The sequence below is a fragment of the Streptomyces sp. NPDC097640 genome (genome assembly GCF_040302705.1).
Classification (GTDB): domain Bacteria; phylum Actinomycetota; class Actinomycetes; order Streptomycetales; family Streptomycetaceae; genus Streptomyces.
This window is the reverse complement of sequence record NZ_JBEOSB010000007.1, coordinates 151,114-177,528: the sequence shown is the minus strand read 5'-3', so window position 1 is coordinate 177,528 and position 26,415 is coordinate 151,114. Positions and strand designations below refer to the sequence as shown.

Below are 26,415 nucleotides of genomic sequence, written 5' to 3'. Positions count from 1 at the left end.
TACGGAGCAGTACGGAGTACGCGATCGGCTCCGCCCGTGTGGTAGTAGGGAGGCTGCCCATGATGTGGTGCCGAAAACGCCCGTACGCGCCCGGGATGGGCGCGTACGGACGAGAGCGGCGCGCCCGGGAGGTCAGTCCGTTCAGTGCCCCGCCGCGTCGCCCGCTCGCAGCCGGAACCAGTAGAAGCCGTGGCCGGCGAGCGTCAGCAGATACGGGAGCTCTCCGATGGCGGGGAAGCGGACACCGCCGATCAGCTCGACCGGGTGGCGGCCGGTGAAGGCCTGGAGATCGAGCTCGGTGGGCTGGGCGAAGCGCGAGAAGTTGTGCACGCACAGCACGAGGTCGTCCCCGCCGTCCTCCGTCGGCGGCGCCTCGCGCAGAAAGGCGAGGACGGCGGGGTTGGAGGAGGACAGCTCGGTGAAGGAGCCGAGCCCGAAGGCGGGGTTCTGCTTGCGGATCTCGATCATCCGGCGGGTCCAGTGGAGCAGCGAGGAGGGGCTGCTCATGGCCGCTTCGACGTTGGTGACCTGGTAGCCGTAGACCGGGTCCATGATCGTGGGCAGGAACAGCCGGCCGGGGTCGCAGGAGGAGAAGCCCGCGTTGCGGTCGGGGGTCCACTGCATGGGGGTGCGCACGGCGTCGCGGTCGCCGAGCCAGATGTTGTCGCCCATGCCGATCTCGTCGCCGTAGTAGAGGATCGGTGAGCCGGGCAGGGACAGCAGCAGCGCGGTGAACAGCTCGATCTGGTTGCGGTCGTTGTCCAGCAGGGACGCCAGTCGTCTGCGGATGCCGATGTTGGCCCGCATTCTGGGGTCCTTGGCGTACTCCGCGTACATGTAGTCGCGCTCTTCGTCGGTGACCATCTCCAGCGTCAGCTCGTCGTGGTTGCGCAGGAAGATGCCCCACTGGCAGCCGGAGGGGATGGCGGGGGTCTTGGCGAGGATCTCCGAGACCGGGTAGCGGGATTCGCGCCGCACGGCCATGAAGATGCGCGGCATGACCGGGAAGTGGAAGGCCATGTGGCACTCGTCGCCGCCCTTGGTGAAGTCGCCGAAGTAGTCGACGACGTCTTCTGGCCACTGGTTGGCCTCGGCGAGCAGCACGGTGTCCGGGTAGTGGGCGTCGATCTCGGCGCGGACCCGCCTCAGCATCTCGTGGGTGCGGGGCAGGTTCTCGCAGTCGGTGCCCTCCTCCGCGTACAGATATGGGACGGCGTCCAGCCGGAAACCGTCGATGCCCAGGTCCAGCCAGAAGCGCAGGGCGGCCAGTACCTCCTCCTGGACGGCGGGGTTCTCGAAGTTGAGGTCCGGCTGGTGCGCGAAGAAGCGGTGCCAGTAGTACTGCTTGCGTACCGGGTCAAAGGTCCAGTTGGAGGTCTCGGTGTCGATGAAGATGATCCGGGCGTCCTGGTACTGCTTGTCGTCGTCGGCCCACATGTAGTAGTCGCCGTACGGCCCGTCCGGGTCGGTGCGGGACTCCTGGAACCACGGGTGCTGATCGCTGGTGTGGTTCATGACGAAGTCGATGATCACCCGCATCCCGCGCTGATGGGCGGCGTCCACGAACTCGACGAAGTCGGCGAGGTCCCCGAACTCCGGCAGCACGGCGGTGTAGTCGGACACGTCGTAGCCGCCGTCGCGCAGCGGGGAGGCGAAGAAGGGCGGCAGCCAGAGGCAGTCCACGCCCAGCCACTGGAGATAGTCGAGTTTGGCCGTGAGCCCCTTGAGGTCGCCGACGCCGTCGCCGTTGCTGTCCTGGAAGGAGCGCACCAGCACCTCGTAGAAGACGGCGCGCTTGAACCAGTCGGGATCGCGGTCCTTGGCCGGAGTGTCCTCGAACTTATCCGGGACGGGCTCGTTGAAGATCATGATGTGGGTGACCCTCCGATCGGTGAGGACGGTCGCAGGGACAGCACATGCGCGGGAGCCATCGGACGGCCCGGCTCCAGGCGCACATAGTTGTCCCTGCCCCAGTGATAGGTCTCGCCGGTGAGCTCGTCGCGCACCGGGGCGGACTCATGCCAGTCGAGGCCGAGTTCCGGCATGTCCAACGAGACCGTCGCCTCCTGGGTGTGGTGGGGGTCCAGGTTGACGACCGTCAGCACGCACGAGTCGCCCGTTCGCTTCGAGTAGGCGATGACAGAGTCGTTGTCGGCGTGGTGGAATCGCAGGTTGCGCAGCTGCCGCAGGGCGGGCTGGCGACGCCGCAGCCGGTTCAGACAGGTGAGCAGCGGTGTGATGGTGCGCCCCGCGCGCTCGGCGGCCGCCCAGTCGCGCGGCCGCAGCTGGTACTTCTCGGAGTCCAGGTACTCCTCGCTGCCGGGGCGCAGCGGGGTGTTCTCGCACAGCTCGAAGCCCGCGTAGACGCCCCAGGTGGGGGAGAGGGTGGCGGCCAGCACGGCCCGCGCCTCGAAGGCGGGGCGGCCGCCCTGCTGGAGGTGGGCGTGCAGGATGTCCGGGGTGTTGACGAAGAGATTGGGCCGCATGGACCCGGCCGCCTCGCCGGACAGCTCGGTGAGGTAGTCGGTGAGCTCCTGTTTGGTGTTCCGCCAGGTGAAGTACGTGTACGACTGCTGGAAGCCGACGGCGCCGAGGGTGTGCATCATGGCCGGCCGGGTGAAGGCCTCGGCGAGGAAGATGACGTCGGGGTCGGTCCGGTTGATGTCGCCGATCACCTTCTCCCAGAAGACCACGGGCTTGGTGTGCGGGTTGTCCACCCGGAAGATCCGCACGCCGCGGGACATCCAGAAGCGCAGCACCCGCTCGGTCTCGCGGACCAGCCCCGTGAAGTCCGTGTCGAACGCGATCGGGTAGATGTCCTGGTACTTCTTGGGCGGGTTCTCGGCGTACGCGATGGTGCCGTCGGCCCGCCGGTGGAACCACTCCGGGTGCTTGTTCACCCAGGGGTGGTCGGGCGAGCACTGGAGGGCGAAGTCGAGCGCGACCTCCATGCGCAGCTCGCGGGCGCGGGCCACGAAGTGGTCGAAGTCGGCGAGGGTACCGAGGTCGGGGTGGACCGCGTCGTGGCCGCCGTCGGCGGAGCCGATGGCCCAGGGGGAGCCGACGTCGTACGGGCCCGCGGAGAGCGCGTTGTTGGGGCCCTTGCGGAATGAGCTGCCGATGGGGTGGATCGGCGGGAGGTACACCACGTCGAAGCCCGCGGCCGCGACGGCGGGCAGCCGCTCGGCCGCGGTGCGCAGGGTGCCGCTCACCGGCCGCCGGTCCTCGGCGACCCTGGCCCCCTCCGAGCGCGGGAACAGCTCGTACCAGGACCCGAACAGCGCGCGCTCCCGCTCCACCAGGAGCGGCATCGGACGGGAGGCGGTGACCAGCTCGCGCAGCGGGTGGCGGCCGAGGACCTCGGCGACCTCGGGGGCGAGGGCGGCGGCGAGCCGGTCGGCCACCGGGCGCCGCTCGTCGCGCAGTCCGTCGACGGCGCGCAGCACCGACTCCCGGCCGTCGCTCTTGGGGACGGCCCCCGCGGCTCTCTCATGCAGCCGCGCGCCCTCCTCCAGGACCAGATCGGTGTCGATCCCGGCGGGGATCTTGATGGTGGCGTGATGGCGCCAGGTGCCGATCGGGTCGCTCCATGCCTCGACCGTGTACGACCAGCGGCCGGGCGAGGTCGGGGTGACATCGGCGCCCCAGCGGTCGGTGCCGGGGGCGAGTTCGCGCATCGGTGTCCAGGGGCCCGAGCGCCCGGCCGGGTCGCGCAGCACGACATTGGCCCTGACCGCGTCGTGGCCCTCCCGGAACACGGTGGCGCTGACTTGGAAGGTCTCGCCCACCACCGCCTTCGCGGGGCGGCGGCCGCAGTCGATGAGCGGGCGGATGTCCAGGACGGGGATGCGACCGATCATAGGATCACCTGACGGCGTTGCGGGCGTATATGCTTTGGCGGCTTTTGTCCTTTGTATCGGTTGTGCCGCCTTGCGGCGGGTTGCGGGCATGACAGCTCCTGTCCGCGTTCACTCTGGTGGGCGGATGGGGTCGGCCATGGGGGGCGTGTTCGGAAAGCCTTCCCATGCGGCGAGGGGGGACAATCCGGGTTCCCGTTAACTTCCCGTGCGTAACGCGCTCGGCCCCGCGCGCTTCCTGAAACAGGAATCGCGCGGGGCCGCGCATCGGTGCAGATTCCCCACCCCGCCCCACCCCACCCCGCCCCTTCCCGGCCCCTGTCCATGTGCGGCTCCGCCGCGTGGCAGGGGCTTCGCCCCTGGGCCCCGGGGTCTGGGGCGCAGCCCCTGCCACGCGGCGGAGCCGCACATCGGCAGGGGCTCGACACTGCGGGAAGGGGCGGGGTGGGGAAAAATCCGCCGCTATAGCCTCCTAGTTGTCGCCATGTCAGTTATGCGTCTGGAGCAGGAGGTTCGGCGATCCGGTTCCGGGATCGCGCACCTTGCCCTTGGCGGCGTGGGCGATCAGCGCCGCGCTCACCTCGGCCGGAGTCGCCCGCGGATGGTCCGCGAGATACAGCGCGGCCGCACCGGCCGCGTGCGGGGCGGCCATCGAGGTGCCCGACATGACTCTCGTCGCCGTGTCGCTCGCGTTCGACGCCGAGACGATCCGCTCCCCGGGCGCGAACAGGTCAACCGTCGGGCCCCAGTTGGAGAGGGCCGCGCGCCGGTCGTCCCGGTCCGTCGCGCCCACCGTGACCGCCCCCTCCACCCGGCCCGGCGAGTACGCGCCCGCGGACCGGTCCTCATTGCCCGCCGCGACGGTGAAGGTGAGGCCGGACGCGATGCCCGACCGCACCGCCTCGTCCCACTCGGGGACTGGGTCGGGCAGCGTGGAGCCCAGGCTCAGATTGACCACAGCGGGCTTGTGGGCGTGTTTCATCACCCAGTCGAGGCCGGCCAGCACCTGGGCGGTGGTGCCCTCGCCCCTGTCGTCCAGCACCCGTACGGCGACGATCTCCGCCTTCTTCGCCACCCCGTACTCCGTCCCCGCGGCGGTGGCCGCGACGTGGGTGCCATGGCCGTTGTCGTCCTCCGCGACCGGGTCGTCGTCCACGAAGTCCCAGCCCGAGCGGGCGCGCCCGCCGAAGTCCCGGTGAGTGGTGCGCACACCGGTGTCCAGTACGTAGATCGTCGTGCCGCGCCCGGCGCTGCGCGGCCAGGCGTACGAGGCGTCCAGCGGGCGCTGCGGCTGGTCGATCCGGTCCAGGCCCCATGACGGCGGGTGCTGTTGCCGCTGTTGTTGTTGCTGTCGTTGCTGTCGCTCGGTGTGCAGTGACACCCGGGCGTCCGGTGTGACGGAGGCGATGTGCGGGTCGGCCGCCAGCCGCTCGGCCTGTGTCTTGTCCGCCCGTACCGCGTAGCCGTTCAGTGCCGTGCTGTAGGTGCGGCTGATTCTCGCCCCGTAGCGCGCGGCGAGCTCCCTGCCCCCCTCGGAGTCCGCGCGAAGGCCCCCCGTCGCCTTCAGCGTGACGATGTAGCTGCCGTCCGCCGTGGCCGCCGCGTCCGCCCTGGCGGCCGCGGCCGACGGCATCGCGGCCGCCAGGACCGCCGTGGCCAGGCCCACGACGACGGCCGAGACCCGGTGCCGGCGGGCGGCACTCGTATGCGGCATGGATCGTTCCCCTCCCCAGCCCCAACTCGACGGCGTCAGCCTCTCGTGGGGAGGAGGATCGGGACAAGACCGCTTTGGGGGGTTGAATCGGCCAGATCGGCCATGGCGTGGGTTGCGTCGAATTCCGGTCGTTGGTGGGGGAGTTGGGCGCCTGCGGCGGGCCCACGCGGCGGAGCCGCACATGGGACACTGCCCCACCCCACCCCACCCCGCCCCTTCCCGTTCCAGGGGCTTCGCCCCTGGACCCCCGGGGGCTGGGGCGGAGCCCCAGTTGTGGGAAGGGGCGGGGTGGGGAACAGATCCCCGGACGGGGCCTAGCGCGGCGCCGACGTCCTCGTGGCGGGCCCCGTGGCCGTGCTCGTCGTTGTCGGCGGCGGCGTCGGCGACGCGACGCTCGCCGCCAGCAGCCGCAGGGCCGCCTCCGACGGAGAGCCCGGCTCCGCGCCGTACATCAGCAGGCACTGGCCCGCGGAGTCCCGCAGCGGCGTCATCTCGAAGGTCAGCTCGAGCGGCCCGACCAGCGGATGGTGGAAGGACTTGCCGCCGAAGGCGCACTTGCGCACCGGGTGGCGCGACCACAGCGCCGCGAACTCCCCGCTCTTCATGGTCAGCTCGCCGATCAGCTCCGCCAGCCGCCGGTCGTCGGGGTACTCGCCTGCCGCGATCCGGAGCGTGGAGACCGCGCGCCGCGCCTCGCCCTCCCAGTCGGGGTAGAGCTCGCGGGTGTGCGGGTCCAGGAACAGCAGCCGCTGGGTGTTGGGGCGGTCGGCGGGGCGCTCCGGGCCGTCGGCGGCCAGATGTCCGGCGACCAGGGCGTGCCCGAGCGGGTTCCAGGCCAGGACGTCGAAGCGGGCCGTCAGCACGAGGGCGGGCACCCCGTCCATCGCCTCGATCAGCCGGCGGGTGCTCGGCCTGGCGGCCTCGGCGCGCGGCGCCGGACGGCGCCCGGCCCGTGCCGGGCGGGCCAGATTGCGCAGATGCGCGTGTTCGTCGGGGCTCAGCCGCAGCGCGCGGGCGATCGCGTCGAGCACGCCGTCCGACGCGCCCGTCGACTGGCCCTGCTCCAGCCGCGTGTAGTAGGCCACGCTCACCCCGGCCAGCTGCGCCAGCTCCTCGCGGCGCAGCCCGGGCACGCGGCGGCGGGTCCCGTACGAGACCAGCCCGACGTCCTCGGGGCGCAGGCGGGCGCGGCGGGTGCGCAGAAAGTCTCCCAGCGCGGCGGGTGGCGTGTCTGTGTTCACGGGTCTCAGTGTGCGACAGCCGGGCCCGGCGTGCCTGCCCCTGCCAGGGTCAGGCACGCCGGGCCGGCCCGTCATCACTTGTAGGTGATGTCGGAGGTGGAGTACTTGCAGTACGTGCCGTCCGGGCCGCTGCCGTTCTTCGTCGGCTCGGCGCCCGTGTTGTTCCCGATGTACTTCTGGCAGGGGACGATCTTCTTGCTGCTGTCGCCGACGATGGTGATCGAGCGCAGCGTGAGGGAGTCGCCGTAGTTGGTGTTGATCCCGCCACCGACGCTGCCGGGCGCGGTGAGCTCCGTGTTGCTCACGTTGATGGTGCGCTTGTACTGCGTGGAACAGTTGCCGCAGGACCGGACGAAGGTCTTGAAGTCCTGGCCGGCGAAGTTGGAGATGTTCAGCGTGCCGCCGCCGTTGAACTGGAAGATCTTGTCCGCGGCCTTGCGCGCGCCGCCGCCGATCACGTTGAACGTCTTGCCGCTGCCGCGGAAGGTGGCGGCGTCCTCGCCGACGTCCTCCCACCAGACGTTCTGGAGGGTGCAGCTGCCCTCACAGTGGACGCCGTCGGCGGCCGGGGCGCCGAGGATCACGTTCTTGAGGGTGGCCCCGTCGGAGAGCTTGAAGAGCGGGTCCTGGTCCTCGTTCTGGCCGCCGGTGCCCAGGTCACCGGAGCCGTAGTAGCGCTTCATGCCGCCGTCCATGGACCCGCTGACCGGGATGGTCTTGGTGACCGCCTGGGGGGTGCCGCTGGGCGAGGGCCAGGTGGCGGCCGAGGCGGTGGGGAGGGTCAGACCGGTGGTGATGGCGCCCGTGGTGAGCGCGGCGGCGCCCAGGAGGCCGGCCATCGCCCGCTTCCTGCTCAGGTGCTTGGTGCGCGGTGCCGGTAGTGCCATGTCACTCTCCTTGTGTCCGATGACGCGTGGGAGGTGCGAGTGGAACTGTGCGGGGGACGGTCGTTCAGGGGGCGGCGATTCAGGGCGCGGCGATCTTCGGCCGCGGCGGGGTCGCCATCTTGTTCCCGATGAAGAAGCTGGGGTGCGGCGGCTGGTTGTACGCGGTGTTCTGCCAGGCCAGGGCCGTCCGGTACTGCCGGTCGTGCAGCAGCGTGGTGATCTTCCGGTCGGTCTCGTACGGCGTGGAGTAGATCCGCAGCGCCTTGTTGTCCGAGGTCGGCCAGATCACCTCCTCGCGCCAGTCGCCGAGGATGTCGCCGGACAGCGACGGGGTGGCCTTGGTGCCGTTGTTGGAGTGCACTCCGGAGCCGGTCAGCAGCCGGGTGTCGGCTGAGGGGCCGTACTTGTCGATGTGCGTGTCGTCCAGCAGCTCGCGCACCGGGTCGCCGTCCCACCACGACAGGAAGTTGATCGAGGACGGCTTGCGGCCCTTGGCGCCGCCGCCCTCGTCGCGGATCTGGTCGTCCTTCGCGGACCACATCTCGGCGCCGTCGTTGCCCGCCCAGATGTCCCCGGCCACGCCGCGCCCGTTGTCGCCGTTCGCCCCCGTGGACCACAGCACCTGGCCGGTCCTGGCGTCGGCGAAGTACGACGACGGCTTGGAGGAGTCCTCGTCGACCTTGAAGTACTCCAGACCGGGCCGGGACGGGTCGAGGTCGTCGAGGTGGGCCGCGTCGCCGTGGCCGTTCTTGTTGGTCCACAGGGCGTTGCCGTTGTCGTCCACGGCCATCGAGCCGTAGACGATCTCGTCCCTGCCGTCGGAGTCCACGTCGCCGATCGCCAGGGCGTGGTTGCCCTGCCCGTCGTAGCCCTTGCCGGTGTTGGTGGAGCTGTTGGTGTCGAACGTCCACTTGCGGGTGAGCTGCCCGCCGCTGTAGTTCCAGGCGCTGATGACCGTACGGGTGTAGTAGCCGCGCGCCTCGATCAGCGAGGGCTTCGAGCCGTCCAGGTAGGCGGTGCCGGCCAGGAAGCGGTCCACCCGGTTGCCGTACGAGTCGCCCCACGAGGACACCGTGCCGCGCGGCGGGACATAGTCGACGGTGGAGGCCGCCGCGCCCGTCTGCCCGTTGAACATGGTCAGGAACTCGGGGCCGTCCAGCACATAGCCACTGGAGTTGCGGTAGTCGGCGGAGGCGTTGCCGATGGTCTTGCCGGTGCCGTCGACCGTGCCGTCCGCGGTCTTCATCGCGACCTCGGCCTTGCCGTCGCCGTCGTAGTCGAACACCTGGAACTGGGTGTAGTGGGCGCCGGAGCGGATGTTGCGGCCCAGGTCGATCCGCCACAGCCGCTGCCCCTGGAGGGTGTAGCCGTCGACGATGGTGTTCCCGGTGACGCCGGACTGCGAGTTGTCCTTGGCGTTCGTCGGCTGCCACTTGAGGACGATGTCGAGGTCGCCGTCGCCGTCCAGGTCGCCCACCGAGGCGTCATTGGCCTCGTAGGTGTAGTCCGAGCCGCCGGACGGAGGCGAGATCGGCACGTCGAAGTAGCCGGGGCGGAACTGCATGGCGCTCGGCGAGGCGGCCTGCTCCGTGCCGCCCACGATCGCGCGGACGGTGTAGTCGGCGCTGTTGGGGGCGTCCTTGTGGAGGTAGTTGGTGGTGGTGATGGGCGACGCGTTGACCTTGACGCTGCCCCGGTAGAGGTTGAACGTGACGTCGTCCGGGTCGGTGGCCAGCCAGCGCCAGCTGACCAGGTTGTCGTTGCCGGTGTGCACGCTGACCAGCCCGCGGTCGAGCTTCTCCAGTTGGCTTGCCTGGATGGCGGCCTTGGGGGTGGCGCTCTCCGCGGGGGCGGCGGGGCCGGCGGGGGCGGCGGGGGCGGCGGAGGCGGCGTGCGACAGGGTGGCCGGGCCGGTGGCGAGCAGCGCCCCGGCGGCGGCCGCGGCGAGCGCGGCGCGTCGGACGCGTCTGGCCCGGTGGCGGGCGGAGGGGGCGGGCGAACCGTGCGGGGATGCCACGGGACCTCCTGGGGGATGGGAGGGATGGGGGGATGGGGGTGGGGGGTGCGGGGGGTGTCGGGGTGTGGTCGCCGCTCTGACCGGAAAGGTTGCCGCCCCTCCCCACGGATTTCCCGCCCCGGATTTCCGGGCGCGGGACGCGCCGCCGCCCGCGTTCGCACCGCCGCCCTCGCCCCCTAGAGGCGGCTGGTGACCACGTCCTTGGCGATCAGCCGGCCGTCCACGAAGCACAGCCGGTACGCGGACCGCCCCTCGTACCGGCGCACCGAGTAGTACGCGCAGTCCCAGCCGCGGGGCGGCGCGTCGACGCCGTCCGGGGGCCCGTCCATCGTGTACGGCGGCATGCGCGACTCGACGTCGGCGCGGGGCTCGCCGATCTGCAGCCGGTCGTAGGTGCCCCGGTCCAGCACCGAGTGGTACTGCGTATAGAGGGCGAACCCGCCCCACAGGACCGCCAGTCCGGCGGTCACGGCCAGCGGCACCGCGATCGACTCCACCAGCCTGCGCCGCACCCGCTGCCGGGCGCGCGCCAGCTCCCGCGCCGATGTGGACGCCGGGGCCGCCGCCCGCTCGGCGACGAGCGCGACGCCGGCGGTCAGCGGCAGCCGCGCGGACACCTCGAAGCCGCCGTCCGGCGACGGGCCGTGGGCCAGCACCCCGCCGGCCAGCCGTACCCGCTCGTCCAGGCCCACCAGGCCGTTGCCGCCCGAGGCCGGATCCGGCGGGGTGCCGTCGGCCGGGCGTGGGCCGTTGGCGACGGACACCGCGATCTCGCCCGCCTCGCGGTCCCGTCCCAGCCGGACGCGGACGGCGGCGCCCGGGGCGTGCTTGGTGGCGTTGGTCAGCGCCTCCTGGACGACGCGGTAGACGGCGCGGTCGGCCATCGGCGGCAGGGCGGGGGCGGTCTCGTGGTGTGGGTCGCCCGCGCTGTCGTCGTGCCCCTTGTCCTCGGGCCCCTTGCCCTCGTGCCCGTACCCCTTCCCGTACCCCTTCCTGTACTCCAGCTCGACGGCCAGGCCGGAGGCCCGCGCCCGCTCCACCAGCGCGCCGACGCCGTCGTCGGCGGGGGCCGTCGGGGCGGGGTCGTCCCCGGTCCGCAGCACACCGATGATGTCCCGCAGCTGGCCGGTGGCCGCCGCGGCCGCCTCCCGCAGCTCGGCGGCCGCCGCCCGGTGGCGGTCGCTCAGCTCCGGGTCGATCTGGAGGGCCGCGGCGCGCAGCGCGATCAGGGCGAGGTCATGGCCGAGCGAGTCGTGCATGTCCCCGGCGATCCGGGACCGCTCGCGCAGCCGCGCCCGGTCGGCGACGGCCCGCTGTTCCCGTTCCATCCGGTCCGCCAGCTCCCAGCCGGCGCGGACCAGATGCTCGTACTGGCGGCGGTAGCGGCCCAGCAGCCACGGCAGCACGACGTTGAACAGCAGGGTGGTCAGCGCGGTGAACCAGGCCCACACCCCGGAGTCCGTCACCCAGGCGAGCAGCGCGCCCGCCACCGAGCAGGCCGCGAAGAACCACAGCGCGGGCCGTGCGCCCGCCGTCCACCGCCCCGTGAGACAGCCCCACAGCGCCAGCGCCGCCCAGTACGAGGAGGTGTACAGCTCCACGTTGAGGGCCAGGCTCAGCCCCACCGCGACCGCCAGCCCCGCCAGTGGCCGTGTCCGCGCCACCGCTGCCGCGCCCGCCAGCAGCGGAAACCCGGCCAGCAGCACCCACAGCTCGCGCCCGCTCGCCGAGGTGGCCTTCAGCAGGACGGGCGCGCAGGCCGTCAGCCACAGGAGCAGGGCCGTGCGCGCGGCACCGCCGTGTCGTATCCACCGGATCATGCGCCCCAGCATCCCCGGCGACGGACCCGCCGCGCCCCTGACGAAAGTCACCCTGTGCCCTACCCGACTGTGCTCCCACGCGACTGTGCCCCCACGCGACTGTGCCCCCACGCGAAAAAGGGCTGCCAGGGCGGGGGCCGGGCGTGCTTGTATGGGCCCATGGTGTCCACTGATCGCCTTCTCGCCTTCGCGGCGATGTCGTTCCTGCTGATTGTGATCCCCGGCCCCAGCGTGCTGTTCGTGATCGGGCGGGCCCTGGCCCAGGGGCGCCGGGCCGCGCTGACCACCGTCCTGGGGAACACGGTCGGCGCGTATGTGCTGGTGGTGGCCGTGGCGCTCGGCGTCGGCACCATCGTGGAGCGCTCGGTCCTCGTGTTCACGGCGCTGAAGCTGGTGGGCGCCGCGTATCTGGTGTACCTCGGGATCAAGGCGGTGCGGCAGCGGGGCTCGCTGCGCGCCGCGTTCAGTGGGGAGGGCCCGGCCGAGCAGGGCGTCCTGCGCACGTTCTGGGAGGGGTTCGCGGTGGGCGTGGCGAACCCCAAGACCATCGTGTTCTTCGCCGCCGTGCTGCCCCAGTTCGTCGATCGCGGCCAGGGGCATGTCGCGCTTCAGATGCTGCTGCTCGGCCTGGTCTTCAACATCATCGCTATCGCCTCCGACAGCGTCTGGGGCCTGGTCGCGGCCACCGCGCGCGGCTGGTTCGCCCGCTCACCGCAGCGGCTGTCCATGGTCGGCGGGGTCGGTGGGCTCGCCATGATCGGTCTCGGCGTCACCGTCGCCGCGACCGGCCGCAAGGAGTAATTCCCGGACCGAAGGGTGAGGAAAAAGGTGCACTACCGCGAACTGGGCCGCAGCGAAGTGACCGTGTCCGAGATCGGCTACGGCGCCTGGGGCATCGGAGAGTCCAACTGGGTGGGTTCCACCGAGGACGAATCCGTACGCGCCCTGCACCGTGCCGTCGACCTCGGTGTGAACTTCATCGACACCGCCCGTGGCTACGGTGAGAGCGAGCGGATCGTCGGCCGGGTCGTCCGCGAGCGGGCCGCCTCCGGCGACGAGGTGCTGGTCGCGACCAAGGTTCCCCCGAAGAACCGCGTCTGGCCGGCCCCCGACGGCCTGGACCCGGCCGACACCTTCCCCGGCGCGCACATCCGCGAAAGCCTGGAGACCAGCCTGCGCGTCAGCGGCCTGGACCACTTCGACGTCCTCCAGTTCCATGTCTGGAGCGACGAGTGGGTCGGCCGCGGCGACTGGCTGGAGACGATCGCCGAGCTGAAGCAGGAGGGGAAGATCCGGCTGTTCGGCGTCTCCATCAACGACCACGAGCCCGACAACGCCCTCGCGCTCGTCGAGAGCGGCGTCGTGGACACCGTGCAGGTGATCTACAACATCTTCGACCAGGCGCCCGCCGACACGCTGCTGCCGGCCTGCGTGGAGCACGGCGTCGGCGTCATCGTGCGGGTGGCGCTGGACGAGGGCGGCCTCACCGGCCGGATCACCGTCGGCGCGACGTTCCCCGAGGGCGACTTCCGCAACCGCTACTTCCGCGACGACCGCCCGGCCCAGGTCGAACAGCGGGTGTCCGCGATCGTCGCCGACCTCGGCATCGCCCCCGACGAGATCGCCGAGACCGCCCTGCGGTTCGTGCTCAGCTCCCCGGCGGTGTCCACCGTCATCCCCGGCATGCGCACCGTGCGCAACGTCGAACGCAACACGGCCCTGAGCGACGGCCGCCCGCTGACCGCCGCCCAGCTCGCCACCCTCGCCAACCACCGCTGGCAGCGCAACTTCTACAGCTGAGCCGAGCCGAGCTGAGCTGAGCCGAGCCCAGCCCAGCCTCGCCCGCTACCGGGCGAGGCTGTCCCCGAAGCGGGCCTCCTTCTCGGGCGCGCCCAGCGCGCGCGGGCCGAATGAGGCGATGTTGCCGGTGGTCAGGCCCGACCTGGAGCCGCGCAGGACCCATACGGCGCCCGAGTCCGCGTAGCGGCCGTCCTCGTAAGGAGTGGCCACGACCAGATCGGCGCGGTTGTCGGCGTTGACGTCGGCGAGGAGCACCGTCCGGCCGAAGTAGTCGCCCTCCTCGGAGATGCCGGGCACGCCCGGGGTCGACTGGTGGAAGGCCTGCGCGCCCTTGCCGGTGAGGCCCGCCGCGCTGCCCTTGAGGAGGACGACGGCGCCCGTGTCGCGGACCGAGCCGATGTCCTCGCCGGGCACGCCCACGGCGATGTCCGGGTAGCCGTCGCCGGTGACGTCGCCGGCGGCCAGGGAGTAGCCGAACATGTCGCCGGAGTTGACGTCGTGGTCGCCCGCCTCGCTCTTGCCGGGGACGCCCGGCGTCTCCTGGGTGATCTTCGCGGTACGGGTGGAGGGGCCGGACGCCGAGCCGTAGACGACGCGGATCGTGCCGGCGTCGGCGTCGCGGTCCTCCGAGACCTGGTCGACCTGCGAGGCGACGAGGTCTCCGTAGCCGTCCTTGTTCACATCGGCGATGACTCCGCCGGTGGTGAGGTGGCCGGTGGTTTTGAAGGTGCGGCTGAGGCCGTCCTTCCCACCCGCCCAGAAGCGCGACTTGCCCGGTACATCGTCGGAACTGTGCGTCGTGACGATGTCGTCCGCGCCGTCGCCCGTCATGTCGCCCACGGCGATGGCCTTGGGGTGGTCCCCGTCCTCGAAGGGGAGCGTCTGAGCGGAGGCGGGAACCGCGGCGCGGGAGAAGGGGCCGTAGCGCACCTGGAGGCCCTGGTCGTTCTTGGTCACGAGGTCGACGTGGCCGTCCCCGTTGACGTCGCCCGCTGCCAGGGTGGCGGCGGGTCCGGGGAGCGCGGTGCCTGAGCGCAGGCCGTTCGCGGAGCCCCAGAGCACCGCCGGGGCGTTGTAGTCGCCCACGACGAGGTCGGTGTAACCGTCGCCGTCGAGGTCACGTGCGGCCGTGGTGCGGCCGAAGGCGCCGTACTGCTCGACGTCCCCCGGCACGCCCGTGGTCGCCCGCGTGATCCGCTTCGGGTGCGCGGTGTCGACACCGGCCGCGGAGCCGTACAGGACCGATATGTAGCCCGCCTCCGGAATGCCGGAGACGGTGCCGCCGGGCGCGGAGACGGCGAGGTCCGCGTAGCCGTCTCCGTTGAAGTCGACGACGGGCGGCCTCGGGCTCTTGGCGGCGGCGGCGGCGGTGGCGGTGGCAGTGACGGTGGCGGCGGCCGGCGTGGCGAGGCCGCCGGACACCGCCAGCGAGGCGGTCAGCAGGGCGGCCACGGCGGCGAGGCGGGGGTGAGTGGTGCGGGACATCCAGGCCTTCTCCGGTACGTCGGTTCGCCCATCGGCCACGGCGCTTCGGCACTGGCAGTTGGGCCTGTGTACGGCAGTCGTTCACCTTGACCGCCAAGCCCGGTGAAAAGTTGTGCCTAGTACCAGGGCCGCCCGGTGGCCGGGTTCAGCTTCGCCTCGCGGCGGCGCTCCTGCTCGCGCCAGTTGACGAAGGATCCCTCCTCCGGCAGCGTCACGCTGATCGTCTCCTCCTGGAACTCGGCATCGCCGAGGAGCCGCCGAAGAAACTCGGCCATCCCGAACGAGTGCACCTGGAAGGACGGACTGGTGTGCCGCCCGCACACCAGCACCGGCCACCGGTCCGGATCCTCGTCCGTGGTCAGCCAGCAATAGATGTCGGCGCCGGTGGTGACGCCCCACGCCACGATGGACCCGGGGTCCAGGGCGAAGTCGGCCTCGTCCCTGCACATCTCCCAGGCGAGGCGGGCATTCTCGGTCTCGTCCCCCAGACCCGACGCATCCGTGTACGTGCCGGGCCGCGGCACCGGCAGCAGCACCACGACCGCCCCGCTGATCAGCCCCGCCCCGTACACCTCCATGAAGCGGATGTAGTCCGAGGGAAACCGTCTCCCCCAGATCCCCTCGATCTCGCCCCAGTCGATCCCCTCGTCCACGCCGTCCGCCACCGGCATGAGCGGCGCCAGCGCCGCCACCGAGTCGTCTCCGCCCACTGACCTGTTCCTTCTTCTCTCCGGGGAGCCCAACCTATGTGAACCGTGCTCAGCACCGGCAAGGGCTGGACGACGAACGGAAGACCGGCCGGGTTGAGTCTCCCGTAAGGGGAGACGCGAAGCTAGGGGGCATGGACGGCGGCACGCTCTACTCGATCGGTCAGCTGGCGCGGCGGACCGGGCTCACGGTCAAGACGATTCGGTTCTACTCCGATCGCGGGATCGTGACGCCGGCGGGCCGGAGCCCGGCCGGATACCGGCTGTACGACACCGATGCCGTGGAGCGTCTTGAGCTGGTGCGGACGCTGCGCGAGCTGGGGCTGGATCTGGCGACGGTTCGGAAGGTCGTGGACCGGGAGCTGTCGGCGGCGGAGGTCGCGGCGGCGCATGCGGAGGCGCTGGCGGTGCAGATCCGGACGCTGCGACTGCGGCGGGCGGTGTTGACGGCGGTGGCGGAGCGCGGGGCGAGTACGGAGGAGATGGCACTCATGCACACATTGGCCAGGCTCTCGGAGGACGAGCGTCGAAGCCTGATCGGGGAGTTTCTGGATGCCGTCTTCGGTGGTCTTGCGGCGAATCCGGAGTTCGCGGGCGTCAGGCGCTCGATGACGCCCGAGCTGCCCGAGAGCCCGGAGGCCGAGCAGGTCCGGGCGTGGGTGGAGTTGGCGGAGCTGTCGCGGGATGCGGAGTTCCGGGCCGGGATGCGGCGGGTGGCCGAGGAGCAGGCGGCCGAGCGCAACGGCGCGGGGCCGGGGCCGCGCAGGGACATCGCCGCGGTGGTACGGGAGCGGGTCGGGCCGGCGCTGGCGGCCGGGGTCGAACCGGACTCGCGGGAGGCCGAGCCGGTCGTGGCGGGGTTCGTGGGGCACTACGCGCAGCTGACCGGCGAACCGGACGACGCCGCGCTGCGGCGCCGGCTGCTGGCCCGGCTGGAGAGCGTCGACGACCCGCGCCGGGAGCGGTACGTGCGGCTGCTCGCGCGGGTCAACGGCTGGCCCGCGCCCGAGAGCCTGGCGCCGGTGCTCGGCTGGGCCGGGGCCGCTCTGCGGGCCCGGATGTCCGGCGCGGCGTGATGCCGGGGGAGCGCCGGTGGCCGGGCGGGCGGTGCGCCCGCCCGGCCACCGAGCGCGGGGCTCAGTGCGTCACCGCACGTTGATGCCGCCCCAGGCGTTGTCGACCGCCTTGTACTCGACGCTGGTCCCGCCGTACAGGGCCTTCGCCGCCTTGAGCGTCGCGGTGCGCGCCTTGGCGTAGTTGGTGGTCGAGGTCATGTACGTGGTCAGCGCCTTGTACCAGATCTTCTCGGCCTTGGCGCGGCCGATGCCCTTGACGGTGCGGCCGTCCTTGGTCGGGCTGTTGTAGGTCACGTCGTTGATGACCTTGCGGCCGCTGCCCTCGGCGAGCAGGTAGAAGAAGTGGTTGGCGGGCCCGGACGTGAAGTGCGGGTCGTCCTGGCCGATGGTGCTGGACCAGTAGTCGTAGGACAGGCCGTCCTTGCTGGGCTTGTCCATGTAGCGCAGCGGGGTGCCGTCCCCGTTGATGTCGATCTTCTCACCCATGAGGTAGTCGCCGGCGTCCTTGGGGTTCTTGGCGTAGAACTCGACGGCCGTGCCGAAGATGTCGGACGTGGCCTCGTTGAGGCCGCCCGACTCCCCGCTGTACTCGAGGTTCGCGGTGGCGGAGGTGAGGCCGTGGCTCATCTCGTGGCCGGCGACGTCGAGCGAGGTGAGCGGCTTCTTGTTGCCCTCGCCGTCGCCGTACGTCATGCAGAAGCACTCGTCGTCCCAGAAGGCGTTGACGTACTCGTTGCTGAAGTGGACGCGCGAGTAGGCGGCCTTGCCGTCGTTCTTGATGCCGTTGCGGCCCAGGACCTTCTTGTAGTAGTCCCAGGTCTTGGCCGCACCGTAGTGGGCGTCGACGGCGGCGGTCTGCGCGATGGTCGGCTTGCCGTTGCCCCAGACGTCGTCGGCGTCCAGGAACTTCGACCCCTTGCCCTCTTCGGCGTGCTTGAGGTTGTAGGTCATGTGGCCACCGCGCGCGGTGTCCTTGAGCAGGTACTGGGTGCCGCTCTTGGTGGAGCCGACGGTGACCTTGCCGTTGTGCTGGCCGGTGCCCGTACCGTTGCGGACGGCCTGGAACTCGTAGAGCTTCTTGCCGGTGTCGGCGTCGGTGATGACATGCAGCTTGCTGGGCGTGCCGTCGTCCTGGAAGCCGCCGACCACGGTCTCGTACGCGAGGACGGGCTTGCCGGAGGCGGCCCAGATCACCTTGCGGGGCGTGGCCGTGGTGTCGGCCTCGTCGCCCGCCGCGGCCTTGGCGGCGCTCACGGCGGTCCGCTCGGCGGCGGACGGGGCGATCGCGGCCCGGGTGTCGGACACCTTGATCGTGGCGTCGGTGGCCTTGGTGACGCCGTCGCTCGAACCGTCGGCCGCCTCGTGGACGACGAGGTCGCCGCCGAGGACGGGGAGGCCGTCGTAGGTGCGCTCGTAGCGGGTGTGGACGGCGCCGTCGGCGTCCTTGACGACGTCCTTGACGACCAGCTTCTCCTTGGCGCCGAGCCCGAGGGAGCGGGCGGTGCCGGACGTGGCGGCGTCGGCCTCGCGCAGCAGCTCCGCGCGGACGGAGGGGGAGAGGGCGAGGGACTGGGCGCCCGTCGCGGTGGGCGGGGGCGGCGGGGTGGCCGCGCCCGCGGTGCCGGCGGTGGCGCCGCCCGCGATCAGGGCTCCGGCGAGTGTCGCCGCCCCCGCGGCGACGACGGTGCGGGAGCGCCGCCGCGCCGCGGCGCGGGATATGCGCGAAGTGCTGGGTCTGCCGGAGGCCGAGCCTTGCGTCACGTTGTCTCCTGTTGCTGTGGGGTGCCGGGTGGCGAAGTGGCCACCCGGCAGAACAAAGTGCGGAAACATGACGGTGCCCGGGAACGGGACCCGGGCACCGGCTATGTGGTGCACATTGTTTGACGCGGTTTTACGGCTTGACGTTCACTCCGGCCCACGCCGAATCCACGCCCTTGTACTCGGGGCTGTCCGCCCCGTACAGGTCGCTCGCGGCCTTCAGCGTCGCCTCGCGTGCGGCGTGGTAGTCGGTGGTGGAGGTGAAGTAGGTGGTCAGGGCCTTGAACCAGATCTTCTCGGCCTTGTCGCGGCCGATGCCCTCGACCTTGGAGCCGTCGGCGGTCGGGCTGTCGTACTGGACGCCGCCCACCTCCTTGGCGCCGCTGCCCTCGGACAGCAGATAGAAGAAGTGGTTGGCGACACCGGACGAGTAATGCACGTCCAAGTCGCCGACGGAGTCGGACCAGTTGTCCGCGGACGCGCCGTCCTTGCTGGGCTTGTCCATGTAGCGGAGCGGGGTGCCGTCGCCGTTGATGTCTATCTTCTCGCCGACCAGGTAGTCCCCGGGGTCGCTGTCGTTCTTCGCGTTGAACTCCACTGCGGCGGCGAAGATGTCGGAGGTGGCCTCGTTGAGACCGCCCGACTCGCCGCTGTACTGAAGGTTGGCGGTGGCGGAGGTGACGCCGTGGGTCATCTCGTGGGCCGCGACGTCGATCGAGGTGAGCGGGGCCTTGTCGCCCTGGCCGTCGCCGTACGTCATGCAGAAGCAGCTGTCGTCCCAGAAGGCGTTGACGTAGTCGTGGCCGAAGTGCACCCGGGAGTACGCGCCCTTGCCGTCGCCCGCGATGCCGTCGCGGCCGTGCACGTTCTTGTAGTAGTCCCAGGTGAGGGCGGCGCCGTAGTGCGCGTCGACGGCCGCGGTCTGCGGGTCGTCGGGCGCTCCGCTGCCCCAGGTGTCGTCGTCGTCCGTGAACGCCGCGCCTTCGCCGGACTCGGCGCCCTTGAGGTCGGTGGTGCGGTGGCCGCCGCGGTCGGCGTCGGTGAGGGTGTAGCCGCTGCCCTCCTGGGTGGTGCCGAGGTCGACCTTGCCGCTGTACTGGCTCTCGCCGCTGCCGGTCTTGATGCCCTGGTACTCGTACAGCTTGGCGCCGGTGTTCGCGTCGGTGATGACGTGCAGTTGGTTGGGGGTGCCGTCCTTCTGCACCCCGCCGACGACGGTTTCGTACGCGAGGACGGGCTTGCCGGTGGCGGCCCAGATCACCTTGCGCGGGGCGCCGTCGGCGGCGGCCCGCCGGGAGTCGTCCGCCTGGGCGCGCTTGACCGCGGCCCGCTCAGCGGTCGCCGGTGTCACCTTGGCCGTGGTGGAGGGGACGGCGAGGGTGGCCTTGACGGCCTTGGTGACGCCCTTGACGGTGCCGCTCGCGGACTTGTGGACGATCAGGTCGCCGCCGAGGACGGGAAGGCCGTCGTAGGTGCGGTCGTAGCGGGTGTGGACGGTGCCGTCGGCGTCCCGTACGACGTCCTTGACGACCAGCTTCTCCTTGGCACCGAGGCCCAGCGCCTTGGCGTCGCTGGTTGTGGTTGCGGCGGTGGCCTGGCCCGTGGTGACGGCGGTGGCCAGCAGCGCGGCCGCCGCGACGGCGGCGCCTGCGGTGGCCGCTGTGCGGCGCTTGCCGCGGGCGGGGGAATGGGCAGGGGAAATGGGCAGGTTCGTGCTCTTGCGCACGCTCACTCGGACTCCTCATTGCTGTGGGGGGTCAGCCCCGGGCGGCGGGGAAGAGCTGCCCGGACCTGAACAAGAGGTGTGGATGCGATCGCGTGGGCAGACTGTCACACAGGGCGCGTACATGTCACGCGCTTCGGGGCAGGTCCAGGGGAAAATGTTCGTCTAGTGTTGAACAGTCTTCGGAAATCGGAGGGGTCGTTATCCGGAGTGGAGTTGCACGCCCCGTGACGGCAAAAGAGGCGCCGCCAGGGGGAGTCGGAGTCACCCCTGGCGGCGCCTGTCCGCTGACCGGAGGGCTCAGCGCCGCATCCGGATGTGCGCAGCGTTCAGAACGTCAGCCCGTTCAGAACGTCAGCTTCCAGCTGTTGATGTAGCCCGTGTCCAGCGCGGCGACGTCCTGCACCCGCAGCTTCCAGGTGCCGACGGCCACCTCGGACGAGGCATCGACCGTGTAGGTGGTCCGCACGTCGTCCGCCGAGTCCGTGGAGCTGGAGTTCTTCAGCCGGTACGCCGTACCGTCCGGCGCCAGCAGGTCGATCACCAGGTCACCCCGCCAGGTGTGCACGATGTCCACGCCCACCTGGAGGTTGGACGGCGCGTTGCCCGCCCGGCTCACCGTGATCGAAGAGGTGACCGCGTCGCCCGCGTCCGGGATGGGGACGTCCGTGGTGTTCTCGAAGACGTTGCCGCCGGTGGTGTTCACGGTCCAGGTGAAGGAGGCCGTGGCCGACTCGCCGGCCGCGTCGGTCACGGTGACCGTCACGGTGCCGGATCCCAGCGTGGTCGGGGTGCCGGAGATCACGCCGGTCGAGGAGTCGATCGACAGCCCGGCGGGCAGCCCGGTGGCGGCGTAGGTGAGCGCGCCCGGGTTGGAGCTGGTGGCCGCGATCTGGAGGCTGACGGCCTGGTCGACGATGCTGGTCTGGTCGCCGGGCGCGGTGATGGACACGCCGTCGACGATCCGGGACCCGACGTTGACCGCGGCCCAGGTGTTGGCCACCGTGTTGTACTCGGGGCTGGCCTGGCCGAACAGCTCGCCCGCCGCCCACAGCGTGGCGTCCCGCGCCCCCGCGTAGTTGGTGTTGGACGTCATGCGCTGGCTCAGCGCCTTGAACCAGATCTTCTCGGCGTTGGCCAGCCCGATGCCGGGGACCGGCAGGTTGTCGTAGGTCGGGCTGTCGTAGCTGACGCCGTTGACCACCTTCGCGCCGCTGCCCTCGGACAGCAGGTAGAAGAAGTGGTTGGCGACGCCGGAGGAGTAGTGCACATCGACGTTGCCGACACCGGAGTACCAGTTGTCCTTGGACGCGCCGTCCTTGCTGGGCTTGTCCATGTAGCGCAGCGGGGTGCCGTTGCCGTTGATGTCGATCTTCTCGCCGACCAGGTAGTCGCCCGGGTCGTTCGCGTTGTTGGCGTTGAACTCGACGGCGGCGGCGAAGATGTCCGAGGTGGCCTCGTTGAGGCCGCCGGACTCACCGCTGTAGGTGAGGTTGGCGGTGGCGGCGGTGACGCCGTGGGTCATCTCGTGGGCCGCGACGTCGATGGAGGTGAGCGGCTTGGCGTTGCCGGAGCCGTCGCCGTACGTCATGCAGAAGCAGGAGTCCTGCCAGAACGCGTTGACGTAGTTGCTGCTGTAGTGCACCCGGGAGTACGCCCCGACGCCATCGCCCCGGATGCCGGTGCGGCCGTGGACGTTCTTGTAGTAGTCCCAGGTCAGCGCGGCGCCGTAGGCCGCGTCCACACCGGCGGTCGCGGCGTCGCTCGTCGTCCCGTTGCCCCAGACGTCGTCGGCGTCGGTGAAGAGCGTGCCCGTCCCGGAGGTGCCCCGGTTGAGGTTGTACGTCTTGTGGCCGCCGCGGCCGGCGTCCGTCAGGTTGTACGAGCCCGAGCTGCCCGAGGTGCCGAGGGTGACCTGCCCGCTGTACTGGCTGTTGCCGGTGCCCTCCTTGACGCCCTGGAACTCGAAGAGCTTGGCGCCGGTGTTCGCGTCGGTGATGACGTGCAGCTCGTTCGGCGTGCCGTCCTCCTGGAGGCCGCCGACGACCGTCTCGTACGCGAGCGTGGGCGTGCCCTTGGCCGCCCAGATGACCTTGCGGGGCGCCCGCTCGGTCTCCGTCTTGCGCGAACCCTGCGCGTCGGCCGACTTCACCGCCGCCTTGCCGGCGGTGGCGGGGGCGACGGTGGCGGTGGTGGAGTCCACCTTCACCGGCGCCTTGGTCGCCTTGGCGACCGACCGTACGGCGCCGCTCTTCGCCTCGTCGACGACCAGGTCGCCGCCGAGGACGGGGAGGCCGTCGTAGGTGCGCTCGTAGCGGGTGTGGAGGGTGCCGTCGGCGTCCTTGGTGACGTCCCTGACGACCAGCTTCTCCTTGGCGCCGAGGCCAAGTGACTTGGCGGTGGCGGACTTCGAGGCGTCGGCCTCACGGATCAGTTCGGCGCGCCGTGCGGGGGAGAGGGCCACCGGCAGGGCGTCGGGGTCCGGCTTGGCGAAGACGGTGCCGGACGCCGGGGCGGAGCCGTCCGGGCGGGCGGCGGCGGTGCCGGTCTGGAGCCCGACGGCGAGCATGGCCGCCGCGGCGACGAGCGCGCCGCTCGCGACGGCGCGCTTGCGGGATGCCTGGGGTCTGTGGGGTCTGTGGGGGCGTTGGGAGGTCGATCTCACACTGACTCCTTCTGCGCTGGCCGCGCGGTGGCGCGACCGGTTACGACCGGACGGCCGGGTGAGGCCGCCCGGGCATGACGGGGCAGAGCGCGTGGGGGGAAGGTGCGAAGGTGTGCATGCGGGTGCCGACGGTGTCGAAGCTCAGCCGTGAGCTGTGGGGGAGCTGTGCGCCGAATGAGGGAAGGGTGTCATCGGTGGACTAGTCCTGTCAGGAGCGCGACAAGAACTTGGCCGGAAAGCGTTCGTTGACAATCGGCGCGCGTTCGCATTCCGGATGGGGCGGGGCCCGTCCGTCCGGCCGTCCGTAGCATCGCTCCATGCCGACGCCTGTGAACCCGGTGAACCCGGAGAACCCGGTGAGCCCGGTGAACCCATCGACGAGCCGCCGCACTCGCTCGCGGACACCCGCGAGATGCTCGACGCATATCTCGACTACTACCGGAGCGTTGTGCTCCATAAGCTCGACGGGCTCGGCGAGAGCGAGCTCCGCACCTCCCGGCTGCCCTCCGGCTGGACCCCGTTGGAGCTGCTCCACCACCTCACTCACGTCGAACGGCGCTGGCTGCGCTGGGGGTTCCTCGGCGAGCCGGTGGAGTCGCCCTGGGGCGACCGGGCCCCGACGACCGCTGGCACGTCCCCGAGGACATGTCACCGGCACAGGTCCGGGCGCGGTTCGAGGAGCAGTGCGCCTGGTCGCGGCGGGCCGTGGCGGACGTTCCCCTCGGCCGCCGGGCGCCCACCGGCGGCCGTTTCGCCACCGAGGCCGATGCCCCGACGCTCGGCTGGATCCTCTTCCACCTGCTCCAGGAGTACGCCCGGCACGCCGGCCGGCTCGACGTCGTACGCGAGCTGGCCGACGGCACGGTCGGGGAGTGAGCCGCGTGGCTCAGCCGGCGGGGCTGTCGAACCGCGGGCGCTCGCCCAGCAGGGCGCTCAGGTCCGCGCCGGGGGACAGCTCCACGGGCTCCACGCGGTCCGCCGGGTCCGCGCCACGGCGGAACAGGACGGCTCCGGCCGCGATCCCGCCGAGCGTCAGCCGGTCGTCCGCGTCCCTGCTCAGCCATGTGCCCTCGCGCAGGCCCACCACCGGCACGTCGTTCTCCTCCAGGAACTGCTCCAGCCGCTCGGCCCGCGTCTCGCCCATGTGGCCGAGGTCCGGCCGCGGGTCCAGGTAGTGCGGGTTGATCTGGAAGGGCAGCAGGCCCAGGGCCTCGAAGCTGGGCGGCTGCACGATCGGCATGTCGTTGGTGGTGCGCAGGGTCGGGCAGGCCATGTTGGTGCCCGCGCTCGACCCGATGTACGGCGCGCCCGCCGCCACCCGCTCGCGGATGGCCCGCACCAGACCGTGCTCGTGCAGGGCCTTCAGCAGCCGGAAGCTGTTGCCGCCGCCCACGAACACCGCCTCCGCGCCGCCGATCAGCTCGGCGGGGTCGGCGGCGGTGTGCGCGCCGGTCACCTCGATGCCCAGGGGCTCCAGCGCCTTGGCCACCTGCGCGGTGTAGCCGTCCCGGTCGGCCAGGGCGTACGGCACGAACACCAGCCGGCGTACGCCGTCGAGCAGCGCGCCGATCTCCTCCCGCGCGTGCTCCAGGTAGCCGTGCCCGGGGGCGGTGGAGTTGGACAGCAGCAGCAACCGCATGGTGGATGGCCCTTTCTGGGACGGACAGAACAAATGTGATGCAGCGGCTCGGTGCCACACATGTGGCGCAGCCGCTCAGCGCCCGTCGCGGCGCGGCGGCACCTGCCGCGGGCGGGTCGGCGTCAGCAGCCTGCCCAGGTCCGCGGCGTACTGCTGAAGCGGGCCGGTCAGCTCCTCCTGGCGGCCCCGCAGGTCCTCGAGGGCCGCGGTCAGGGACAGCGTGCCCACCGGGCGCCTTCCGACGAGCACCGGGACCGCGAGCGCCGCGGTCTGCGGATCGTACTCGCCCTCGGAGTACGCGTAGCCGAGGCGCCGCACCTCGGCGAAGCGCTCCTCCAGCCGCACCGGATCGGTCAGCGTGTTCTCGCTGAACCGCGCCATCGGGCGGCCGTACAGCAGGACGGCCCGATCGCCGGGCGGCAGCATACCGAAGTAGGCCCGCGAGGTGGCCCCGGCGTGTGCCGGGTACAGCTCGCCCGCCAGAGCGTAGTAGCGCAGCGGGCCGGTCGCCCCGTCCGCGGCCGTGACACAGCGCATGTGGACCCCGTCCGGCACCGCGAAGAGCGCGCCGACCCCGACCGACTCGGCGAGCGACTCCAGCGTGGGCCGGACCAGGCTGGCCATGCCGCCGCCGCGCTCCCACACACGTGACAGATGCCACACCGCCGGGCCCAGCCGGTAGCGGCGGGTGCGCTGGTCGGACACCAGGAAGCCGCGGTACGCCAGCGCGGCCAGCAGCCGCTGCGCGACCGACTTGTCCAGGCCGAACTCCGCGGCCACCTCGGTGACGCCCCACTCGGGGCGCTCCCGGTCGAAGGACAGCAGGACATTGAGGACGCGGTCCGCGGTCTGCAAAGGCGGCGGACCGGTTACGGGTGACTGCTCGGCCATGAAGGAAGAGTAAACATTCCCGCATATCGAGAAAACATTGCGCTCGGCGGAACGGTCGGCTGACTCTGGGGCGACCGGAACCCGGGCCTCCTCATCGCCGCTCGCCCGGACCACCGGCTGTCCGACCGCGTCACCCGCGACCTCGCTCGTCCTGAGAGGCCCCCGTGCTCAAACACGTCCTTGAGATCATCGAACTCCTCGACCGCCCGCAGACCAGCGGGGAGCTGCTCGCCGACCACCTGCGGGCCGTCCAGACCGCGGCCGGAGCCGACCCGGCGACCGCGCCGCGGATCGAGGTACGCACGGTCGAGGGCGACAAGGGCAGCACGGACTTCGTCTCCGTCACCGTCCCCGGCCGCCGCGGCCGGGCCGCGGGCGGCGACGCGCCGACCCTCGGCATCCTCGGCCGGCTCGGCGGAGTCGGCGCCCGGCCGGAGCGGATCGGCCTGGTCTCCGACGCCGACGGGGCGGTCGCGGCGCTGTCCGCCGCCGCCAAGCTGCTGGACATGCACGCCCGCGGCGACGTGCTGGACGGCGATGTGACCCTCTCCACCCATGTGTGCGGATGGGCCCCCACCCAGCCGCACGACCCGGTGCCCTTCATGGACTCCCCGGTGGACACCCTGGTGTGCAACCGCGAGGAGATCTCCCCCGAGATGGACGCGGTCGTCTCCATCGACACCACCAAGGGAAACCGGCTGCTCAACCACCGCGGCCTCGCCCTGTCGCCGACCGTCCGCGAGGGCTGGATCCTCCGGGTGAGCGAGGACCTGGTGTCCATCCTGGAGACCGTCACCGGGGAGCCCGCCCGCGTGCTGCCCATCACCACGCAGGACATCACCCCGTACGGCAACGGGGTGCACCACCTCAACTCCATCCTCCAGCCCGCCGTCGCCACCAAGGCCCCCGTCGTCGGCCTCGCCATCACCGCCGCCACCGCCGTGGCCGGCTGCGCCACCGGCGCCAGCCACGAGACCGACATCGCGGCCGCCGCCCGGTTCGCGATCGAGACCGCCAAGGAGTTCGGCCGCGGAGTCGCGCGCTTCCTCGACGACGAGGAGTTCGCGCGCCTGGTCGAGCTGTACGGCCCCATGACCCACCTTCAGGCGCCCGTCCCCGCGCAGTGAGCCCACGC

18 protein-coding genes and 1 pseudogene are annotated in these 26,415 nt (G+C 71.5%); 5 read left to right on the top strand and 14 right to left on the bottom strand.

Annotated elements, in window-relative coordinates:
- Positions 1-141: 141 nt before the first annotated feature.
- From treS to ABTY62_RS13065, 7 genes are all read right to left on the bottom strand, one after another.
- Positions 142-1,869 (bottom strand): maltose alpha-D-glucosyltransferase, encoded by a 1,728-nt coding sequence (gene treS, locus ABTY62_RS13095; protein ID WP_352129497.1) that lies wholly within the window; start codon positions 1,867-1,869, stop codon positions 142-144.
- Entirely contained in the window at positions 1,866-3,860 is a 1,995-nt protein-coding gene (locus ABTY62_RS13090; RefSeq protein ID WP_352129496.1) for an alpha-1,4-glucan--maltose-1-phosphate maltosyltransferase, read from the bottom strand. The genes treS and ABTY62_RS13090 overlap by 4 nt, the downstream gene beginning before the upstream one ends.
- Before the next feature lie 484 nt (positions 3,861-4,344).
- Complete coding sequence (locus ABTY62_RS13085; protein ID WP_352129495.1) at positions 4,345-5,571, bottom strand: S8 family peptidase; 1,227 nt, start codon at positions 5,569-5,571, stop codon at positions 4,345-4,347.
- Between the two features lie 314 nt (positions 5,572-5,885).
- Positions 5,886-6,812 carry a helix-turn-helix domain-containing protein gene (locus tag ABTY62_RS13080; protein WP_352129494.1) on the bottom strand — a complete coding sequence of 309 codons (927 nt, stop codon included), beginning with the start codon at positions 6,810-6,812 and terminating at the stop codon, positions 5,886-5,888.
- A gap of 74 nt (positions 6,813-6,886) precedes the next feature.
- Positions 6,887-7,699: a pectate lyase gene (locus ABTY62_RS13075; protein WP_352129493.1), complete on the bottom strand. Its 813-nt coding sequence runs from the start codon at positions 7,697-7,699 to the stop codon at positions 6,887-6,889.
- 79 nt (positions 7,700-7,778) lie between these two features.
- Positions 7,779-9,716: a rhamnogalacturonan lyase gene (locus tag ABTY62_RS13070; RefSeq protein ID WP_352129492.1), complete on the bottom strand. Its 1,938-nt coding sequence runs from the start codon at positions 9,714-9,716 to the stop codon at positions 7,779-7,781.
- A gap of 176 nt (positions 9,717-9,892) precedes the next feature.
- Complete coding sequence (locus ABTY62_RS13065) at positions 9,893-11,536, bottom strand: histidine kinase (protein WP_352129491.1); 1,644 nt, start codon at positions 11,534-11,536, stop codon at positions 9,893-9,895.
- A gap of 159 nt (positions 11,537-11,695) precedes the next feature.
- On the opposite strand from ABTY62_RS13065, the gene ABTY62_RS13060 reads away from it, so the two are divergent.
- A complete protein-coding gene (locus ABTY62_RS13060; protein ID WP_352129490.1) occupies positions 11,696-12,337 on the top strand; it encodes a LysE family translocator in 642 nt (213 codons plus the stop codon).
- 27 nt (positions 12,338-12,364) lie between these two features.
- The gene (locus ABTY62_RS13055; protein ID WP_352129489.1) at positions 12,365-13,336 is read left to right on the top strand and encodes an aldo/keto reductase; all 972 of its coding nucleotides are present in this window, start codon (positions 12,365-12,367) and stop codon (positions 13,334-13,336) included.
- Positions 13,337-13,381: 45 nt separating this feature from the next.
- Here the strand turns inward: ABTY62_RS13055 and ABTY62_RS13050 are convergent, their stop codons facing one another.
- A complete protein-coding gene (locus tag ABTY62_RS13050) occupies positions 13,382-14,821 on the bottom strand; it encodes an FG-GAP-like repeat-containing protein (RefSeq protein ID WP_352129488.1) in 1,440 nt (479 codons plus the stop codon).
- 116 nt (positions 14,822-14,937) lie between these two features.
- Entirely contained in the window at positions 14,938-15,531 is a 594-nt protein-coding gene (locus tag ABTY62_RS13045) for an SMI1/KNR4 family protein (RefSeq protein ID WP_352129487.1), read from the bottom strand.
- 131 nt (positions 15,532-15,662) lie between these two features.
- Here ABTY62_RS13045 and ABTY62_RS13040 point away from each other — a divergent pair, with 131 nt between their 5' ends.
- The gene (locus ABTY62_RS13040) at positions 15,663-16,604 is read left to right on the top strand and encodes a MerR family transcriptional regulator (RefSeq protein ID WP_352129486.1); all 942 of its coding nucleotides are present in this window, start codon (positions 15,663-15,665) and stop codon (positions 16,602-16,604) included.
- Positions 16,605-16,673: 69 nt separating this feature from the next.
- On the opposite strand, the gene ABTY62_RS13035 is transcribed toward ABTY62_RS13040, so the two are convergent.
- The 3 genes from ABTY62_RS13035 to ABTY62_RS13025 all read right to left on the bottom strand — a co-directional run bounded on the left by ABTY62_RS13035 (position 16,674) and on the right by ABTY62_RS13025 (position 22,654).
- Positions 16,674-18,323, bottom strand: coding sequence for a M4 family metallopeptidase (locus tag ABTY62_RS13035; RefSeq protein WP_502997455.1), 1,650 nt, complete (start codon positions 18,321-18,323; stop codon positions 16,674-16,676).
- Positions 18,324-18,495: 172 nt separating this feature from the next.
- On the bottom strand, positions 18,496-20,088 hold the full coding sequence (locus ABTY62_RS13030; RefSeq protein ID WP_352129484.1) for a M4 family metallopeptidase: 1,593 nt from the start codon (positions 20,086-20,088) through the stop codon (positions 18,496-18,498).
- 343 nt (positions 20,089-20,431) lie between these two features.
- Positions 20,432-22,654 (bottom strand): M4 family metallopeptidase, encoded by a 2,223-nt coding sequence (locus tag ABTY62_RS13025; protein ID WP_352129631.1) that lies wholly within the window; start codon positions 22,652-22,654, stop codon positions 20,432-20,434.
- 508 nt (positions 22,655-23,162) lie between these two features.
- On the opposite strand from ABTY62_RS13025, the pseudogene ABTY62_RS13020 reads away from it, so the two are divergent.
- A pseudogene (locus ABTY62_RS13020) lies at positions 23,163-23,626 on the top strand (DinB family protein).
- 10 nt (positions 23,627-23,636) lie between these two features.
- Here the strand turns inward: ABTY62_RS13020 and pepE are convergent.
- Together pepE and ABTY62_RS13010 are read right to left on the bottom strand one after the other, a co-directional pair.
- Positions 23,637-24,389, bottom strand: a complete 753-nt coding sequence (pepE, locus tag ABTY62_RS13015; RefSeq protein ID WP_352129483.1) for a dipeptidase PepE — start codon at positions 24,387-24,389, stop codon at positions 23,637-23,639.
- A gap of 75 nt (positions 24,390-24,464) precedes the next feature.
- Entirely contained in the window at positions 24,465-25,280 is an 816-nt protein-coding gene (locus ABTY62_RS13010) for an IclR family transcriptional regulator (protein WP_352129482.1), read from the bottom strand.
- A 164-nt stretch (positions 25,281-25,444) separates the two neighbouring features.
- Here ABTY62_RS13010 and ABTY62_RS13005 point away from each other — a divergent pair, with 164 nt between their 5' ends.
- Positions 25,445-26,407: a DUF1177 domain-containing protein gene (locus ABTY62_RS13005; RefSeq protein ID WP_311730378.1), complete on the top strand. Its 963-nt coding sequence runs from the start codon at positions 25,445-25,447 to the stop codon at positions 26,405-26,407.
- The last annotated feature ends 8 nt before the right edge of the window (positions 26,408-26,415 follow it).